The organism is Streptomyces sp. V4I8, assembly GCF_041261225.1.
In the GTDB taxonomy this organism is placed as follows: Bacteria; Actinomycetota; Actinomycetes; order Streptomycetales; family Streptomycetaceae; genus Streptomyces.
On the sequence record NZ_JBGCCN010000001.1, the window covers coordinates 2,374,610 to 2,392,648 of the forward strand.

Genomic DNA, 18,039 nt, shown 5'->3' on the forward strand with positions numbered 1-18,039 from the left:
TACCTACCGTGTCACACGCCCGGTCCATTGACAGGGGCTTCACCCACTAGCATGCTAAGCAGTCGCTTAGACATTGCTATCTGGAACACGCTACGCGAGAGGCCTGGACATGGCTGAGCCGAGGATCTTCACGTCCGCCGACGACCTGAAGGCGGCGGTGGGCGAGCAGCTGGGGTACACGGACTGGCTGGAGGTCGACCAGAAGCGGATCGACCTGTTCGCGGAGGCCACCGGCGATCACCAGTGGATCCACGTGGACCCCGAGAAGGCCGCCGCGGGACCCTTCGGGACCACCATCGCCCACGGGTATCTCACGCTGTCCCTGCTCCCGCTCTTCGGCCCTCAGCTCATCAAGGTCGAGAACGTGAAGATGGGCGTCAACTACGGGACGAACAAGGTGCGTTTCCCCGCCCCGGTCCCGGTCGGCTCGCGCCTGCGCGCCACCGCCACCATCACCGGCGTCGAGGACGTGACGGGCGGTGTCCAGGTCACCGTCGCCTTCAGCGTGGAGCGCGAGGGCGGCGACAAGCCCGTGTGCGTCGCCGAGTCCGTCTCGCGCTACTACCTGTAGGCGGCCCCTGCCACCCGGCGGGCCTACTTCGCCCCCACCATCCGCAGCACGAGGTCGGCGTACAGCGCGCCGACCTCGTCGGGCGTCCAGGGGCCGTCGACGTTGAACCAGCGGGCCACGTCGATGCACAGCGACAGGACGGCGAGGGTCGTGCCCTTCACATCCAGCACGTCGAAGTCACCGGCAGCCACACCGTCCTCGATGATCGCGCGCACCTCGGCGTCGCACTGGCGGCGCAGCGCGAGGATCTCGTCGCGGGCGTCCGGGCCGAGGGAGTCCAGTTCGTACTGCACGACCCGCGCGGTGGTACGCCCCCCGGCGTGCCAGCGGACGAAGGAGCTCACCGCGCCGGAGAGCCGTTCGGCGGGGGTGCCCTCGCGCCGGGCCGCCGTCCGCAGGATCTCCAGGGCCTTCTCGTGGCCGATCCTGCTGATGCGGTGGAGCAGTTCTTCCTTGGTCTTGTAGTGGATGTAGAGCGCGGCCGGGCTCATGCCCGCGCGCCCGGCGATGTCACGGGTCGTGGTGGCGTGGTAGCCGCGCTCGGCGAAGGCCTCCACGGCGGCGATCAGCAGCCTCCGGGCCGCGTCGGGTGTGACCTCACCCCACGCCGACGTCTCGCCGCCGGCCGTCTCCTCCGCCGTACTCATCGCTCACTCGCCCCTCTCGCTGACAGAGGACCCACCATACCGCCCAGGGTGAGCGAGCGCTTAGTGGGCGGCTCGTCCGGGGTGCGCCGGTGCCCACGGGACGCTCAGAGCTTCTCGAAGGGGTGGTAACCGCGCTGCGCGGCGTCCTGCCGGTCCCGGATCACCTTGGCGAGAGTGAACGCGGAGGTGACGAGATACAGGACGGCGATCCCGAGGAAGGCGCGCACCCAGGCGTCGGCGTTCAGCTTGAAGATGCCGATCGCGGTCGCACCCATGGCGACCGCGAAGGAGGCGACGGCCTGGCCGTAGAAGGCGGCGGTGTTCTGCTGCTTGCCCGATGCGTCACTCATGAGGACAAGATTCGGCCGTCGTGGCCGCCGCCACATCCGTCCAAGTACCTAGACGGTACTCAGAACGCCGAAACCCCGGTCAGTGCCCGCCCGATGACCAGCTTCTGGATCTGGCTCGTGCCCTCGTACAGCGTCATCACCCGGGCGTCGCGCAGCAGCTTGCCCGCCGGGTACTCGTCGATGTAGCCGTAACCGCCGAAGACCTGGAGGGCGTTGTTGGCGGCCCGGACGGCGGCCTCCGAGGCGAACAGCTTGGCCTTGGAGGACTCGACGGCGAAGGGCAGCCCCCGGTCGATCAGGTCGGCGACCCGCCAGGTCAGCAGCCGCGCCGCGTCGACGTCGACGGCGATGTCGCTGATCAGCTCCTGGACCAGCTGGTGCCGGGCGATGGACTTGCCGAACTGCTCGCGCTCGCCGGCGTACCGGACGGCCCCGTCCAGGGCGGCCTGGGCTATGCCCACGCACCCCGCCGCGACCGACATCCGCCCCTTGGCCAGGGCCGACATCGCGACCGAGAAGCCCTTGCCCGCCTCCCCCAGCATGGCCGCGGCAGGCACCCGTACGTCCTCCAGCACCAGCTCGGCGGTGGCCTGGCCGCGCAGGCCGAGCTTGCCGTGGATGGTGCGACGGGTCAGGCCGGGGGTGTCGGTGGGGACCAGGAAGGCGGAGACGCCCTTGTGGCCGGGCGCGTCGGTGGAGCGGGCGAAGAGCAGGACGACATCGGCCCAGGTGCCGTTGGTGATGAACATCTTGGTGCCGTTGAGGACGTAGTCGTCGCCGTCCCGCACCGCCCGCGTGGTGAGGTTGCCCGCGTCGGAGCCGGTGCCCGGCTCGGTGAGGCCGAAGCAGCCGACCAGGTCACCCGCGGTGAGCCCCGGCAGCCAGCGGCGCTTGTGCTCCTCGCTCCCCCAGGCCGCGATGGTCTTGGCGACCAGGCCGAGGGAGACCGACACGATGCCGCGCACCGAGGAGTCGCCCCGGCCCAGCTCCTCCGTGACCAGGCAGTACGCGAGATGGTCGCCGCCCGAGCCGCCGTACTCCTCGTCGATCGTCAGGCCCAGGAAGCCGACCTCGCCGAGCTTCTTGACGATCGAACGGTCCACCTCCTCGGCACGGTCCCACTCGACCACGTGCGGGGCGATCTCGCGGTCCACGAAGTCCCTCGCGAGTTGCCGGACGGCGGTCTGCTCCTCGCTGAGCTCCAGATTCATGCCGAGTCACCCCACAGACGGTGGCCGCCCGCACGGACAGTGGCCGCGGGGAGCCGTACATTGAAAGCCGTACATTTAAATTAGCACTGCTAGTTTCTGTTCGGCAGCCCTACTATGTGCCCCATGGCCCGACCGCGCAAGCCCCTCCTCAGCTACGACCGGATCGTCGGGACGGCCCGCGAACTCGTGGACGCGGAGGTGCCTCGTGGCCGTCTCCACGCGCCGGCTCGCCGCCGAACTGGGCGTGAGCGGACCGTCCCTCTACAACCACTTCCGCACCAAGGACGAGATCCTTGAGGCGGTCGCCGACTCGGTCAGCGCGCAGGTCGACCTGTCGATGTTCGAGGACGGGCGGGACTGGCGGACCGCGCTGCACGACTGGGCCGTCTCCTACCGGGCCGCCCTGCGCGACCACCCGAACATCGTCCCGGTCCTGGCCCGCGGACCCGGCCGCCGCCCGGCCGGGCTGCGGCTCGCCGACGCCGTCTACGGCGCGATGGTCGCGGCGGGCTGGCCGCCGGCGCAGGCCACCTCCATCGGCGCGCTGATGCGGTACTTCATCATGGGCTCGGCCCTCGGCTCGTTCGCGGGGGGCTTCGTGGACGACGCGAGCGCGTACGACCCGGCCGACTACCCGCACCTCGGGCAGGCCCACCTCCTCGCCGACCAGCAGGAGAAGATCGACGAGCGGGCCTTCGAGACGGGGCTCGCCGCGCTGCTGGACGGGTTGGCGCGGCAGTACGAGCAGGTCGGGCGCACCCCCTGAGACGCTTCGGCGGGCACCGAAGTGTCCGTGCCCCATCCTGGACCGCATGGCCGGTAAAGACCCCCAGGCACCGCACCTCGCCCGGCTCGCCGCGCTCATCGCCGACGAGACCCGGGCGGCCTGTCTGCTGGCGCTGCTCGACGGGCGGGCCTGGACCGCCGGTGAGCTGGCGCGACACGCCGGGGTCGCCGCGTCGACGCTGAGCGAGCATCTGAGCAAGCTCGTCGCGGGCGGGCTCCTCACCGAGGAGCGGCAGGGGCGGCACCGGTACGTCCGGCTGGCCGACGCGCGGGTGGCACAGCTGGTGGAGGACCTCGCCGCGCAGGTGTCGCCGAATGCCGCCGTACGACCGCGGAACCTGCGCGAGTCCAGCGCCGGGTCGGCCATGGCGCGCGGCCGCACCTGCTACGACCATCTCGCCGGGCGGCTCGGCATCGCGGTCACGGACGCGCTGACCTCGCGGGGGCTGCTGCGGCAGGACACGGGGTTCGCGCTGACGGACGCGGGGCTCGGCTGGTTCGACACCGCGGGCATCGGCCTCGACCGCACCGGCCGCCGCCCGCTGGCCCGCGCCTGCCTCGACTGGACGGAACGCCGTCCCCACCTGGCCGGTGCCGCGGGTGCGGCGCTGTGCCGACACGCGCTGGACGTGGGGTGGTGCGTGCGGATCGGTTCGGAGCGGGCGGTGAAGGTGACTCCGTCGGGGGAGCGGGCACTTCGGGAGCTGCTCGGCATCGAAGCGGGGGCATTGCGGTGAGCTGGGCGCCAAGGGGGTGGGGGCCCACCCCTCCGTCCGAAATCCGCGAGCCCTCCGTCCCTCTCCCCTCCTAGCCTCTGGAGCATGATGAACCTCTCCCCCGCCCGCCGCACCGAACTGCTCGCCGCCGGTGCCGCTGTCGTCACCGTCGTCCTCTGGGCCTCCGCCTTCGTCTCCATCCGCAGCGCGGGCTCCGAGTACTCGCCCGGCGCCCTCGCGCTGGGGCGGCTGCTGGTCGGTGCGCTGGTGCTGGGGGTCATCTGTCTCGTCCGGCGGGAGGGGTTGCCGCCCCGGGCGGCCTGGCCCGGGATCGCGATATCGGGGCTGCTGTGGTTCGGGTTCTACAGCGTCGTACTGAACTGGGGCGAGCAGCAGGTCGACGCCGGTACGGCGGCACTCGTCGTGAACATCGGGCCCATCCTCATCGCGCTGCTGGCCGCCCGGGTGCTGGGTGACCCGATGCCGCCGCGGCTGCTGGCGGGGATGGCGGTGTCGTTCGCCGGTGCGGTGACCGTGGGTCTGTCGATGTCGGGCGGGGGCGGGTCCTCGGTGCTCGGGGTGGTGCTGTGCCTGCTCGCCGCGGTCGGGTACGCGGGCGGCGTGGTGGCGCAGAAGCCGGCCCTCGGTCATGCCAGCGCGCTCCAGGTGACGACGTACGGGTGTCTGGTCGGCGCGGTCCTCTGCCTGCCCTTCGCCGGGCAGCTGGTCGGCGATGTGGCCGACGCCTCCCTGTCCGCCACGCTCAACATGATCTACCTGGGCGTCTTCTCGTTGGCGCTCGCCTTCACCACGTGGGCGTACGCCCTCGCCCGGACGACCGCCAGCCGCATGGGCGCGACCACGTACGCGGTGCCCGCGCTGGTCGTGCTGATGTCCTGGCTGGCGCTGGGCGAGGTGCCGGGGCTGCTGACGCTGGCGGGCGGGGCGCTGTGTCTGGCGGGGGTCGCCGTGTCGCGGTCCCGGACGCGGTCCGCCCGGGTCGTGGCGACGGCGCCGCAACCCGAGCACACCCGCGAATCGGCGTGAGTCAGCGGGCCCGCGCCCGGTTCGCGAGGACCTTGATGGACAGCAGGGCGATCACCGAGAGGCCGATGATGTAGCCGGAGACCGCCATCGAGCTGCCCGTCGCCTCCAGCAGCAGCACCATGACGAACGGCGCGAGGCCGCCGCCGAGCACGGCCGCGATCTGGTAGCCGAGGGAGGCGCCCGTGTAGCGCATCTCGGGCGTGAACAGCTCGGCGAACAGGGCCGCCTGGGGGCCGTACATGATGCTGAGGAAACAGCTGGCGACGAACGTGCCGACCGCCAGCCACAGCAGCGAGCCGGTGTCGATCAGCAGGAACAGCGGGACGGCCCACAGGGCGATGCCGGCCGCGCCGATCGCGTAGACGCGGATACGGCCGATCTTGTCCGAGAGCGCGGCGGCGGCCGGGATCAGCACCAGCTGGGTGAGGCTGATGCAGAGCGAGACGGTGAGGACGGCGCTCTTCTTCATGCCGAGTTCGCGGGTCGTGTAGTCGAGCACGCCGGTGATGATGATGTAGAAGGTCGCGGTGTTCACGGCGAAGGAGCCGCCGGCGAGGAGCACCGTGCCGAGGTGGCCGCGCAGGATCGTGCGCAGCGGGGAGGACTGCTCGGTCTTCTCCTGCTCGGCCAGCTTCTTCTCCGCCTCCCGGAATTCGGGGGTCTCCTCGACACGCGTGTGGATGTACCAGGCGAGCACGAGGACGAACAGTCCGACGAGGAACGGCACGCGCCAGGCCCAGGCCGCGAACTGGGCGTCGGTCGTGAACGCTCCGGCCAGCAGGAACACCGTGTTGGCGGTCACCACGCCGATGGGGACGCCGAGCTGGACGAAGCTGCCGTAGATACCGCGCTTGCCCTCGGGGGCGTACTCGGTGGCCATCAGCATCGCGCCGCCCCACTGGGCGCCGACGGCGATGCCCTGCAGCACGCGGAAGAGGACCAGCAGGATCGGGGCGGCGACGCCGATCGTGTCGTAGGTCGGGAGCAGGCCGATGCCCGTGGTGGCGAGGCCCATCAGGGTGAGCGCGAGGACCAGCATCGGCTTGCGCCCGCGCTTGTCGCCGAGCTGGCCGGCGACGATGCCGCCGAGGGGGCGGGCCAGGAAGCCGACGGCGAAGGTGGCGAAGGAGGCGAGCACTCCCGCAGTGGGGCTGCCGGCCGGGAAGTACAGATCGCCGAGCACGAGGGCGGCGGCGATACCGAAGACGAAGTAGTCGTACCACTCGACGGCCGAGGCGAGCGCTGCCGCGGTGGCTACGCGGCGACGGTTGCCTACGGCGGAAGTGGTGGCCGTGAGCGGCTGGGCGGAAGGGGCCGTGTCCATGCTGCACACTCCGGGTGGGTGCGGGGGACGGAGCGGGGGGCGGTTCGGGTTCCGGGAACGTACTGACCGGACGGTATGGCCGTCAACGGTTCGCGCGGCAGGACTTTTACCTGTACGTGGCACGGAGGGGACGAGGTCCGGGCATGCCTGGGACCCCGGCCTCGCACGGAGGCCGGGGTGCGCCGAGCGCGGGCTCTAGAAGACCACCAGGGCCCGGCCTCCCTTGCCCGCCAGCATGTTCTCGAAGGCCGCCGGGATGCCCTCCAGGGCGATCCGTTCGGTCACCAGCGCGCCCAGGTCCAGGCGCCCCGCGCGGACGTGCTCGGCGAGGACCGGCAGGTCGCGCGCCGGGTCGCAGTTGCCGTAGACGCAGCCGGAGAGGGTGCGGCCCCAGTGGAAGATCTCCAGGGCGTTGAACGTGACCTGCTGGTCCTTGCCGCCGATGCCGACGACCGTGGTGCGGCCGCCGCGCCGGGTGGAGTCCCAGGCCGCGCGGATCGTGGTCGCGCGGCCCACGCACTCGACGGCCACGTCCACGCCCTGCTTGCCGGTGAGGCCGCGGATCTCGCGGGCCGTGTTCTCGGAGGCGATCACGTAGTCGGTGGCCCCTGCCGCGCGCGCCAGCTCCTCCTTCTCCGGGGAGACGTCGACCGCGACGATCTTCGCCGCGCCCGCGATCCGGGCCGACTGGAGGGCGGCCAGACCCACGCCGCCGACGCCGAAGACCGCGACCGTCTCCCCCGCCCGGACCCGCGCCGAGTGGTGCACCGCGCCGTAGCCGGTGAGGACGGCGCAGCCCAGCAGGGCGGCGTCGGTGAGCGGGATGCCCTCAGGGAGCGGCAGGAGGCAGCCGGCCGGGACGACCGTCTCCTCGGCGAACGCGGCGACGTTCAGGCCGGGGTGGAGGTCGGTGCCCTCGGCGGTGCGGGCGTACACGTCGGCGGCGCCGTTCAGCGCGTTGGCGCACAGCCAGACCTCGCCGAGCCCGCAGGCGTGGCAACTACCGCAGGACGGAGCCCAGTTGAGGACGACTCCGTCGCCGGGCGCGATGTGCGTGACGCCCTCCCCGACGGCGACGACCGTGCCCGCGCCCTCGTGGCCCAGGACCGCGGGGACGGGGACGCGCATGGTGCCGTTCGACAGGGACAGGTCGGAGTGACAGACGCCGGCGGCGGCGAGGCGGACACGGACCTGGCCGGGTCCGGGGTCGGGCAGGTCGATCTCGGTGACCTCCAGCGGGGCACCGATGGCGGGCAGGACGGCGGCACGGACGGCCATGGCGGGCGACTCCCTGGGGCTGAGCAGGACTGGCTGAGCAGGACTGGAGGACCGGAACCGGCCGGAGGTCAGAACTGGAGGACCGGAACCGGCCGGAGGTCAGAACTGGAGGGACTTGGTCTGGAGGTACTCGGCCAGGCCGTGTGCGCCGAGTTCGCGGCCCACTCCCGACTGCTTGTAACCGCCGAAGGGGGCGAGGGGGTTGAAGCGGCCGCCGTTGATGTCGACCTGCCCGGTGTCCATCCGGCGCGCGAAGGCCACCGCCTCCGCCTCCTCGCCCGCCCAGACGGCGCCCGCGAGGCCGTAGACCGTGCCGTTGGCGATCCGCAGGGCGTCCTCCTCGTCGTCGTACCGCAGGATCGACAGGACCGGGCCGAAGATCTCCTCCTGCGCGACGGTCATCTCGGGCGTCACGTCGGCGAGGACGGTCGGGCTGACGTAGTAGCCCTGCTCGCGCGGCGCTTCGGGGCCGCCCGCGACCACGCGCGCCCCCTCGGCCACGCCCTTCTCGATGTAGCCGAGCACCCGCTCCTGCTGCTTGGCGTTCACCACCGGGCCGATGCGCTCGCCGTACTTCGCGGCGGCGGCCGTGGCCAGCTCGACGGCCTCGTCGTACTGGTCCCGGTGCACCAGCATCCGCGTCCAGGCGCTGCACGTCTGGCCCGAGTTGGACATGACGTTGGCGACGCCGACGTTGACCGCCTTGGCGAGGTCGGCGCTCGGCAGGACGACGTTGGCGGACTTGCCGCCCAGCTCCAGGGCGACCTTCTTGATGGCCGCTCCGGCCACCGCGCCGATCTGCCGGCCGACGGCGGTGGAGCCGGTGAAGGAGACCAGGTCGACGCCCGGATGCTCGGCGAGCGCCTGGCCGGCGACCGGGCCGCGGCCGGTGACCAGGTTGAAGACGCCGGCGGGGACGCCCGCCTCGTGGACCGCCTCGGCGAAGAGCTGGGCGACCAGCGGGGTGTCCTCGGCGGGCTTCACCACCACCGTGCAGCCGGCCGCGAGCGCCGGGGCGACCTTGGCGACGATCTGGTGGAGCGGGTAGTTCCAGGGCGTGATGGCGCCGACCACGCCGATGGGCTCGTGGAAGACGGTCGAGTTGCCGACCTTCTCCTCGAAGGCGTACGTCGCCGCCAGCTCGGCGTACGAGCCCGCGACCGCGATCGGCACGGCCGCGTGGACCGCCTGGGAGAACTTCAGCGGCGCACCGAGCTCCGCGGTGACCGTCTCGGCGATCTCGTCCTTGCGGGCGTCGAGGATGTCACGCAGGGCGGTGAGCCGCGCGGCGCGCTCGGCGGGCGGGGTGGCGGCCCAGGCCGGGAGGGCGGCGCGGGCGGCGCGTACGGCGGTATCGACGTCGGCGGCGGTGCCGGCCGGGACCCGGCCGACGACCTGCTCGTCGGCCGGGTTCACCACCTCGATCACATCCCGGCCCGCGGCGGGGCGCCAGGCGCCGTCGATGTACATGCCCTCGTGTGCCTTCATCGCGTTTCCTCCCGGGCGGGCCCTCTTGACGTCCAGCACATAAACTAGCGGCGATAGTTTTTGTGCACCAGACGTCCTATGACATCAGAAGTCGACGCGCGCCTCCTCGTCCACCCTCGCCACCGCCTCCTGGCCGAAGGTCTTCTCGTAGGCCCGGCGGATCTCCTCGATCCTGCGGTCGCTGCCGCGCGCCTCCGTCCGCGGGTGGAGCAGGATCAATTCCTACGACCGCCCCTTCTCGATCACACCGCTCGCGTCCCGCCGCTGTCCGCGCCCGGACTGGATCGTGAGCCCGTCCGGGAAGTGGGCGCGTCCAGCCACGACGGCGCCGCAGCCGAATCAAGTCCTGCAGCGGCAGTACCCATCACGGCGCCCCAGCGGAGCGCCCGTCACTCCTCCAGATCGGGCAGCCGCGCCGGGTCCGGGCAGATCCTCTCGCCGTGGTGGTCGAAGACGAACAGGTGGGCGATGTCCACGAGGAGCGGCACCTGCATGCCGTGCCGGAGATCGAAGTCGGGGGTGGTGCGGACGATGAGGTCGCCGGGGAGGCGGCCCTCGGGCGGCGCCGGGTCGGGGCCGGCGTCGGCCGGATGCTCCAGCGTCACCACGGGCCCGGCACGCAGGGCGCCCGCCCGGGTGCGGAGCCGGTCCAGCACCGTGCCGGCGTCACGGCGGCGGCGCCGGACCGGGGGGACGGGGCGCGGGGCCTCCAGGTCGGGTACGACGGCCGGGCGCGAGCCGGTGTCGAAGTGGACGAGGACCTCGTGGCCCTGGAACTCGACATGCTCGACCAGGCCGGTGATGTGCACCTCGCCGGGGCGGGCGGCGGCGGGCCCGGCGATCCGGACCGCCTCCGAACGCAGGCCCACGATGACCTCGCGGCCCTGCTGGACGCGGAGCAACTGGTGGTCCAGGGTCAGGGGTTCGGGCAGCCGGAGGGACTGCTTGCCGAGGCTGATGGTCATCGCGCCGTCCAGCGGGGCGCGTACGACACCCCGCAGGAGGTTGATGCGCGGGGTGCCGATGAAGGCGGCGACGAAGACGTTGCGGGGCAGCGCGTACACCGAGCGCGGGGTGCCGACCTGCTGGAGCACGCCGCCGCGCAGGACGGCCACCCGGTCACCGAGGGACATCGCCTCGGCCTGGTCGTGGGTGACGTACACCGTCGTGACACCCAACTCCCGGGTGAGGCCGGAGATTTCGGCGCGCAGGTGGTTGCGGAGCTTGGCGTCGAGGTTGGACAGCGGCTCGTCCATCAGGAACGCCGTGGGGTGGCGGGCGATGGCCCGGCCCATGGCGACGCGCTGACGTTCGCCGCCGGAGAGCTGGGCGGGGAACTGGTCGAGGAGGTCCTCGATGCCCAGCATGCGGGCGGTGGTGTCGACGCGCGGGCGCGGGTCCGCGCCGGGTGCCTCGATACGCAGCGGGAAGCCGATGTTGTCGCGGGTGGTCATGTTCGGGTAGAGGGCGAAGTTCTGGAAGACCATCGCCATCTGCCGCGCGGCGGGCAGCAGGTCGTTGGCGTACTCACCGTCCAGCAGCAGCTCGCCCTCGTCGATCTCCTCCAGACCGGCGATCATTCTGAGCACGGTGGACTTGCCGCAGCCGGAGGGCCCGAGGAGGACGAGGAACTCGCCGGGTTCGATGTCCAGCGAGAAACGGTCCACGACGCGGACGCCTCGCGTGTATGCCTTGCTCACGTCGTGCAGGGATATGGCGCGTGTCATGACGGCTGCCCCCGAGGGCTCATTTGCTCGCGGACGAACGCCTCGTGCGGGTCGTACGGGCGTGTGAGTCACGGAAGTTAACGGAATGTGTGCGGGTGGGGGAAGGGAACGGGCGGGATCGGGCGTGGCGGTCCAGCAAGTGAGAAAGCGGACGACCGGATTCAGCGCTTGCCGGCCGCGGGCGGCTCGCGGGTCGCGGTGAGATGGGCGAAGACGACGACGTTGCCGGAGTAACCGGTCCGGCGGTCGTAGTTGCCGCCACAGGTGATCAGCCGCAGCTCCGGTCGCTTGCGGACGCCGTACACCTCACGGTTGGGGAACTTGTCCTTCTCGTACGACTTGATGGCGTCGACGGAGTAGACGGCGGTCCGTCCGTCGGCGCGCCGGACCTCGACACGTTTGCCGCGCTTCAGTTCACCGAGACCGCCGAAGACGGCGGGGCCGGTGTTGGTGTCGAGGTGGCCCACGGCGACGGCGGTGCCCGGCTCGCCGGGTGACGGCCCGTCCGCGTACCAGCCGGCGACGTCGGGCTCGTCCTCCGGGGGCGCGGGCAGGCGCCGCTCGCTGTCGAGACGGAGGTCGATGAGCGGGGCGTCGACGCCGACGTAGGGGATGACCAGGCGGGTCGCCCGGGAGCGGGGCAGGGTGCGGGGCGGGGTCGCGCGTTTGGTGGCCTTCCCCGGGCGGGAGGGGCGAGCGGGTGGCCGGGGCGAGGCCTCGGGGGTTCCCGCGGCAGGGGTGGTGGCGCCGGGGCGGGCGTCGGCGGCGGCGCCGGAACCGGCGCCCTCCCCGCGGGGCCCGGGCCCGGCGTCACCGGATGCGGTGACGCCGGTGGGGGCACCGGAGACTTCGGGAGAGCCCGGGGCCGATGCGGGAGAGCCCGGGGCCGATGCGATCGCTCCGGTGGGCGGCTCCCGCCGCTCGCTCAGCCGGACGCCGCCCACCACCAGCAGAACGGTCAGTACGGCCGTCCTCGCCAGGCGGTAGGCGCGCCTCCGGTACCAGGGCCTGCGCCGCCTTCTACGCGCCATGCGAGCGACGACGGAGCCGGAACCACACCACCCCGCCCACCGCGGCCAGGCCCACGGCGCCCGCGCCGGCGACCGTGGTGAACGCCTCATCGCGAGCGATCCCGCCGCCACCGGCGGGCGGACCGCCCTGCGGACCGGGAGTGGGCGTCGTCATCGAGGCCCGGCAGTCGACCGTGAACGTCTTCTCCCGCTCGGCGCCGGTCATGCCCGCGAACGACCAGGTGAGCCGGTACTGCCCGTCGGGCAGATTCAGGTCCTCGGTGTGGCCGATGCCACCCGCGAGATTGAGGGTCCCGCGCAGTGTGGCACCACTCGGAACCGTGGGCTGGGTCGCGATGTTCCAGGTGACGGCCGTGATGGTCTCGAAGTTGGCCGCGTCGAGGTAGAACCGGCAGACCCTCGGCTCGTCGATCGCGTCACCGTACGGCGTGCGCGCGACCCCGTCCCACGGCGCGGTGTGGATCTTGACGGTTCCGTTGTCCCCGGGTGCCATCGGCGCGGCGCCCGCCGTCGGCAGGCCGGAGAGCGGGGTGAGCGCGGCGGTCAGCGCCGTGACGGCGGCGATGCGCATTCCGGCGCGGCGTGGAAGAGGCGTGGTGGGCATGCGGATCCTCCGAGTCAGACGATTTTCGTACAAATCGCGCTTTGCTTGACTCTCTTTCACATGCGCACGCCGAATCGCGGGAGCAGCGCCCTACGACCCGTTAGATTCCACTCCTTCGGCGCAAAATGGACCTCGACCGGCCACGCTCACCGGGGTCCTCCGACTCCCCCATCGGCCTCGTCGGCGCCCGCAGCGCTATCCCCGCCGACAGCAGCAACAGCGCCCCCAGCATCACGAACGGCGCCGCCACGCCCGCGAGGCCGGCGATCAGGCCCGCCGACGCCGGGGCGGCGACCTGGCCGAGGCGGTTGCCGGTCAGGCGCAGGGCGAGGGCGGTGGAGCGGGCGCCGTCGGGGGCCGCCTGGACGACCGTCGTCATGGACAGGGGCTGTCCGACGCCGAGGCAGAAGCCGAGCACCGCCAGCATCAGGGCCAGCCCCCACACGGGCACCGGCAGCGCGACCCCCGCGCACAGCAGGGCGGCCAGCAGACAGGTCACCGTCAGCAGCAGGGACCGGCCCAGCAGCCGCAGCAGGGGCGTCAGGACCAGGCGGCAGGCGATGGTGGCCGCCGCGCGCAGGCTGAGCAGGAGGCCGATGACGGACGGCGCGATGCCCCGGTGCTCGCCGACCACCGGGAGGTAGGCGGTGAGGATGTCGGTCGCGGACAGCACGGCGAGGCTGATGAAGATGCCGGCGGGCACGCCCCGGGCGCGCAGGATGCGCCGGACGGGGACGCGGTCGCCCGGTTCCTTGCGGGACTTGGCCGTCGTACGGCTCTCTATGCGCCACAGCGAGGTGAGCGCGACCGCGCCGCCCGCGCCCGCGACCACCAGGGCGAGTGCGCTGGTCCCCGCCATATCCCGGCCGCCGATCAGCGCGCCGGCGGCGATCGGGCCGATCAGCTGGCCGAGCGAGGCGCCGATGGTGAAGTGGCCGAAGTTGCGGTCCTGTTCGTGCGGGGCGGACTGGCGGGCGACGAGGGACTGGGCGCCGATGACGAAGCAGAGGTGGCCGAGGCCCATCACGCCGCTCCAGACCGCCATCGCCCCCAGGGAGTCCGCGAGGCCACTCATCGCGCAGCCCCCGGATATCAGGACGACGCCGACGGGCAGCAGCGGCGCACAGCGGCCGTGGTCGGTGCGGCGGCCCAGCGGGACGGCGGCGAACAGCGGGAGCAGGGCGTAGACCCCCGCGATCACGCCGATCGCCCGTTCGTCCGCGCCCAACGCGAGGGCCCGGTAGGAGACGGCGGGCCGCGCCATCGACACCGCCCCCTGCGCGAAGCTGAAGGCGATGACGAGGCGGAGCAGCCAGCCGCGGTTCCCACCGGGCGCCATGATCGTGTCCTCCCAGGAATCCCGGACGGTCCTGCACGGTCCTGCACGGTCCTGCACGGACCGGAACGCTACGGAACGGTGCGTGCGGGTCAGATGATTCCGAAGAGCATGCCGGCCGCGAGGATGATGAGGCAGGTGAGGGCCGCCCACTTCACCACGAACCTGGTGTGGTCGCCGAACTCCACCTTGGCCATGCCGACCAGGACGTACACGGCCGGGACGAGCGGGCTCGACATGTGCAGCGGCTGGCCGACCAGGGAGGCGCGGGCCATCTCCAGCGGGCTGACGCCGTGCGCGGCGCCGGCCTCGGCGAGGACCGGCAGGACGCCGAAGTAGAAGCCGTCGTTCGACATGAAGTAGGTGAGCGGGAGGCTCAGGACGCCGGTGACCAGGGCCATGTGCGGGCCCATGCCCTCGGGGATGACGTCCACCATCCACTTGGCCATGTGGTCCACCATGCCGGTGCCCTGCAGGACGCCGGTGAAGACGGCGGCGGCGAAGACCATGCCGGAGACGTTGAGGACGTTGTCGGCGTGGGCGGCGAGCCGGGCCTTCTGGTCGGGGATGTGCGGGAAGTTCACGGTGAGCACGAGCGCGGCGCCGAGTATGAACAGCACCGGAATCGGCAGCCACTCCATGATCATGGCGGTGAGCAGGGTGGCCGTGACCAGCGCGTTGAACCAGTAGAGCTTGGGACGCAGGGTGGCGCGGTTGGGGTCGATGACCGTGAAGCGCTCCTCCTCGTCATCCTCGGCGTCGGTGCCGGAGCCGGCGCCGCCGGTGGTCACGGGGGCCTTCGAGTCACCGGAGCCGCCGGCGCCCACGAGAACCGTCTCGGACTCCTTCTCCTCGGCCTTCTCCTCGACCAGGACCTCGTCCAGCGTCAGCACACCGAGCCGCTTGCGCTCGCGCAGGCCGAGGAAGTACGAGAGGACGAAGACGCCCAGCAGGCCGACGAGCAGGGCCGGGATCATCGGGACGAAGATGTCGCTGGCGTCGAGCTTGAGCGCGGTGGCGGCGCGGGCGGTCGGGCCGCCCCACGGCAGGGTGTTCATCACGCCGTTGGCCATGGCGGCGACACCGGTCATCACGACCAGGCTCATCTTCAGGCGCTTGTACAGCGGGTACATCGCCGAGACCGTGATCATGAAGGTGGTCGAGCCGTCGCCGTCGAGGGAGACGATCGCGGCGAGGATCGCCGTACCGACGACGATCCTCATCGGGTCGGCCTTGGCGAACTTCAGGATGCCCCGGACGATCGGGTCGAAGAGGCCGACATCGATCATCACACCGAAGTAGACGATCGCGAACATGAGCATCGCCGCGGTGGGGGCGAGGCTGGTGACGCCGTCGATGACGTAGTCACCGAGCTTGGCGCCCTTCCCGACGAAGACGCAGAACAGTGCCGGAATCAGCACGAGCGCCGCGATCGGCGACATCTTCTTCATCATGATCAGGACCAGGAAGGTCGCGATCATGGCGAAGCCAAGGATGGTCAGCATGAGTGGATACCTAACGTTCGCCCTTGAACGACCCACCAGGGCCGGCGGTGGGACGACGTTAGGTCCCTTCAAACAGCGTTAACAAGACGTTGACATGCGAGCAATAAGCGCAAAACTCCAGGTCAGAGCTTTGCTCAGGTCAGAGCCGTGATCTTTTCGGCCACCGGGACCACTTCGACCGGCACCCCGTTGAGCACCGCGTTGCCCGACAGCGGGTCGAGCAGGCTGCCGTCGAGGAGCTGGTTGACGTTGACGCCGGGGGCGGTGGCGGCGTGGCTGAGGCGGGTGCCGGGACGGTCATGACCCCAGCCGTGCGGCAGGCTCACGACGCCGGGGCGCACTCCGTCGGTGACCTCCGCGGGCGCGGTCACCTCTCCCCCGGCGCCCTTCAGCCGTACGGCCGCCCCGTCGCGTACGCCGAGCCGCGCGGCGTCGTCCGGGTGGATGTGCAGGGTGCAGCGGTTGGTCCCGCCGGTGAGGGCGGGGACGTTGTGCATCCAGCTGTTGTTGGACCGCAGATGCCGGCGGCCGACCAGGACGAGCCCGTCGGCGCGCTCGCGCAGGGCCGCCCTGAGGCGGGGCAGGTCGTCGGCGACGGGCCGGGGCAGCAGCTCCACCTTGCCGCTGACGGTCTTCAGCGGCTGCGGCAGCCGGGACTCCAGCGGCCCTAGGTCGATGCCGTGCGGATGCGCGAGCAGCCTGTCCAGGGTCAGCCCGTCCGGTCGTACGCCGAAACCGTCACCGTACGGGCCCAGGCGCAGCATCATGTCGAGGCGCCGCTCGGGGCCGCTCAGGCCGGTGAGTTGCGCGGCGAGCTCGTGCGGGTCACGCCCGTGGACGGGCGAGTGGGCTTCCTCGACCGCCTTGCCGAGGGTCTGGCCGATGACCAGGTCGTCGACGGCGGACGGGTCGGCGCCGTGCATGCCGGTGGCGGCGAGGATCAGCCGGGCCAGGATCTCACTCTCGGCCATGCGGCCGGGCTCCAGCGGGACGGCGGGGCGGGTGTAGCGGACCTGGTTGCGGACGGCGAGGGTGTTGAGGGCGAAGTCGTGGTGCGGGCTCTGTGAGGGCGGGGGCGGCGGCAGCACGACGTCGGCGTGGCGCGAGGTCTCGTTGAGGTACGGGTCGACGCTGACCATGAAGTCGAGCGAGCCGAGGGCCTTGTCGAGCCGGTCCCCGTCCGGGGACGACAGGACCGGGTTGGCGGCGACGGCGATGACGGCCCGGATCGGCTCGCCCTCCTCGGTCGCGGTGTCGATCTCCTCGGCGAGCGCGGAGAGCGGCAACTCGCCCTTGGCCTCGGGGTGTTCGCTCACCCGCGAGCGCCACCGCCCGAGCGCGAAGCCGCGGCCGGGCCCGGCGGGGCGCGGCGTCCTGTCGGTGGCCGCCTGCGGGAAGAGGGCGCCGCCGGGACGGTCGAGATTGCCGGTGAGGACGTTGAGGACGTCGACGAGCCAGCTGGCCAGGGTGCCGTGCGGGACAGTGCAGCTGCCGATACGGCCGTAGACGGCGGCGGTGGGGGCGGCGGCGAGTTCGCGGGCGAGGACCCGGATCGTGCCGGCGTCCACGTCACAGGCGTCGGCGACGGCTTCGGGGGCGAAGTCCCCTACAGCGCCCGGGAGTTCGTCGAGCCCCTGGAGGTGCGGGGTCAGCTCACCCGGATCCACGAGGCCCTCCTCGAACAGGACGTACGCCATCGCCGCGAGGAGCAGCGCGTCCGTCCCGGGCCGGATCGCGATGTGCCGGTCGGCGAGCTTGGCGGTGCGGGTGCGGCGCGGGTCGATGACGGTGAGGGTGCCGCCGCGGGCCTTGAGCGCCTTGAGCTTGCCGGGGAAGTCGGCGGCGGTGCACAGGCTGCCGTTGGACTCCAGGGGGTTGGCGCCGATGAGGAGGAGATGATCCGTGCGATCGAGGTCGGGCACGGGAATCGCGAGGGCGTCGCCGTAGAGCAGTCCGCTGGAGACATGCTTGGGCATCTGGTCGACCGTGGAGGCGGTGAAGACGCTCCGGGTGCGCAGACCGGCCAGCAGGAGCGGCGGATAGAGCGCGCCGGCCACGGTGTGCACATTGGGGTTGCCGAGCACCACGCCCACCGAGTTCGACCCGTACCGCTCGACGACCGGCCGGACCCCGGCGGCGACCGCGTCGAAGGCCTCCTCCCAGGTGGCCTCCCGCAGCTCGCCGTCCTTGCGCACGAGCGGCGTGCGCAGCCGGTCGGGGTCGCCGTCGACGGCCCCGAAGGAGGCGCCCTTGGGGCAGATGAACCCCTTGCTGAACACGTCGTCGCGATCCCCGCGGGCACGGGTGACCTCGGTCCCCTCGATGGTGAGGGTCAGGCCGCAGGTGGCCTCGCACAGGGGGCAGATGCGCAGGGCGGTGCGGGACACGGGTCCTCCCGGGGGTGGCGGCAGCGGTGGC

At 72.0% G+C, this 18,039-nt stretch carries 15 protein-coding genes and 2 pseudogenes; 4 read left to right on the forward strand and 13 right to left on the reverse strand.

Translation table 11 applies throughout. The features are described from left to right. Positions 1 to 109: 109 nt before the first annotated feature. Positions 110 to 571 (forward strand): MaoC family dehydratase, encoded by a 462-nt coding sequence (locus ABIE67_RS10740; RefSeq protein WP_370256074.1) that lies wholly within the window; start codon positions 110 to 112, stop codon positions 569 to 571. A 23-nt stretch (positions 572 to 594) separates the two neighbouring features. On the opposite strand, the gene ABIE67_RS10745 is transcribed toward ABIE67_RS10740, so the two are convergent. The 3 genes from ABIE67_RS10745 to ABIE67_RS10755 form a co-directional block, all read right to left on the reverse strand. Further along, positions 595 to 1,218 carry a TetR/AcrR family transcriptional regulator gene (locus ABIE67_RS10745; RefSeq protein WP_370256075.1) on the reverse strand — a complete coding sequence of 208 codons (624 nt, stop codon included), beginning with the start codon at positions 1,216 to 1,218 and terminating at the stop codon, positions 595 to 597. Positions 1,219 to 1,322: 104 nt separating this feature from the next. Then, positions 1,323 to 1,568: a YiaA/YiaB family inner membrane protein gene (locus ABIE67_RS10750; RefSeq protein ID WP_370256076.1), complete on the reverse strand. Its 246-nt coding sequence runs from the start codon at positions 1,566 to 1,568 to the stop codon at positions 1,323 to 1,325. Positions 1,569 to 1,627: 59 nt separating this feature from the next. Further along, a complete protein-coding gene (locus ABIE67_RS10755; RefSeq protein WP_370256077.1) occupies positions 1,628 to 2,779 on the reverse strand; it encodes an acyl-CoA dehydrogenase family protein in 1,152 nt (383 codons plus the stop codon). 123 nt (positions 2,780 to 2,902) lie between these two features. Between ABIE67_RS10755 and ABIE67_RS10760 the strand changes: the two are divergent. The 3 genes and pseudogenes from ABIE67_RS10760 to ABIE67_RS10770 all read left to right on the forward strand — a co-directional run bounded on the left by ABIE67_RS10760 (position 2,903) and on the right by ABIE67_RS10770 (position 5,328). Then, positions 2,903 to 3,545 (forward strand): annotated as a pseudogene (locus ABIE67_RS10760) (TetR/AcrR family transcriptional regulator). 46 nt (positions 3,546 to 3,591) lie between these two features. After that, positions 3,592 to 4,302: an ArsR/SmtB family transcription factor gene (locus ABIE67_RS10765; protein WP_370256078.1), complete on the forward strand. Its 711-nt coding sequence runs from the start codon at positions 3,592 to 3,594 to the stop codon at positions 4,300 to 4,302. A gap of 84 nt (positions 4,303 to 4,386) precedes the next feature. Then, the gene (locus tag ABIE67_RS10770; protein ID WP_370256079.1) at positions 4,387 to 5,328 is read left to right on the forward strand and encodes a DMT family transporter; all 942 of its coding nucleotides are present in this window, start codon (positions 4,387 to 4,389) and stop codon (positions 5,326 to 5,328) included. Position 5,329: 1 nt separating this feature from the next. Here the strand turns inward: ABIE67_RS10770 and ABIE67_RS10775 are convergent, their stop codons facing one another. The 10 genes and pseudogenes from ABIE67_RS10775 to ABIE67_RS10820 form a co-directional block, all read right to left on the reverse strand. Next, entirely contained in the window at positions 5,330 to 6,652 is a 1,323-nt protein-coding gene (locus ABIE67_RS10775; protein WP_370256080.1) for an MFS transporter, read from the reverse strand. Between the two features lie 195 nt (positions 6,653 to 6,847). Then, positions 6,848 to 7,930, reverse strand: a complete 1,083-nt coding sequence (locus tag ABIE67_RS10780) for a Zn-dependent alcohol dehydrogenase (RefSeq protein WP_370256081.1) — start codon at positions 7,928 to 7,930, stop codon at positions 6,848 to 6,850. A gap of 99 nt (positions 7,931 to 8,029) precedes the next feature. Beyond that, complete coding sequence (locus ABIE67_RS10785) at positions 8,030 to 9,418, reverse strand: aldehyde dehydrogenase family protein (RefSeq protein WP_370256083.1); 1,389 nt, start codon at positions 9,416 to 9,418, stop codon at positions 8,030 to 8,032. An 84-nt stretch (positions 9,419 to 9,502) separates the two neighbouring features. Then, a pseudogene (locus tag ABIE67_RS10790) lies at positions 9,503 to 9,721 on the reverse strand (DUF3574 domain-containing protein); the annotation flags it as partial. Between the two features lie 86 nt (positions 9,722 to 9,807). After that, positions 9,808 to 11,145: an ABC transporter ATP-binding protein gene (locus tag ABIE67_RS10795; RefSeq protein WP_370256085.1), complete on the reverse strand. Its 1,338-nt coding sequence runs from the start codon at positions 11,143 to 11,145 to the stop codon at positions 9,808 to 9,810. Positions 11,146 to 11,306: 161 nt separating this feature from the next. Then, on the reverse strand, positions 11,307 to 12,176 hold the full coding sequence (locus tag ABIE67_RS10800; RefSeq protein WP_370256086.1) for a class F sortase: 870 nt from the start codon (positions 12,174 to 12,176) through the stop codon (positions 11,307 to 11,309). Then, positions 12,166 to 12,780: a hypothetical protein gene (locus ABIE67_RS10805; protein WP_370256087.1), complete on the reverse strand. Its 615-nt coding sequence runs from the start codon at positions 12,778 to 12,780 to the stop codon at positions 12,166 to 12,168. Before ABIE67_RS10805 ends, ABIE67_RS10800 begins: the two co-directional genes overlap by 11 nt. A 100-nt stretch (positions 12,781 to 12,880) precedes the next feature. Beyond that, positions 12,881 to 14,119, reverse strand: coding sequence for an MFS transporter (locus tag ABIE67_RS10810; protein ID WP_370256088.1), 1,239 nt, complete (start codon positions 14,117 to 14,119; stop codon positions 12,881 to 12,883). Positions 14,120 to 14,208: 89 nt separating this feature from the next. Next, a complete protein-coding gene (locus tag ABIE67_RS10815; RefSeq protein WP_370256090.1) occupies positions 14,209 to 15,621 on the reverse strand; it encodes a CitMHS family transporter in 1,413 nt (470 codons plus the stop codon). 134 nt (positions 15,622 to 15,755) lie between these two features. After that, positions 15,756 to 18,008: a molybdopterin-dependent oxidoreductase gene (locus tag ABIE67_RS10820; RefSeq protein WP_370256092.1), complete on the reverse strand. Its 2,253-nt coding sequence runs from the start codon at positions 18,006 to 18,008 to the stop codon at positions 15,756 to 15,758. Between the last annotated feature and the right edge of the window lie 31 nt (positions 18,009 to 18,039).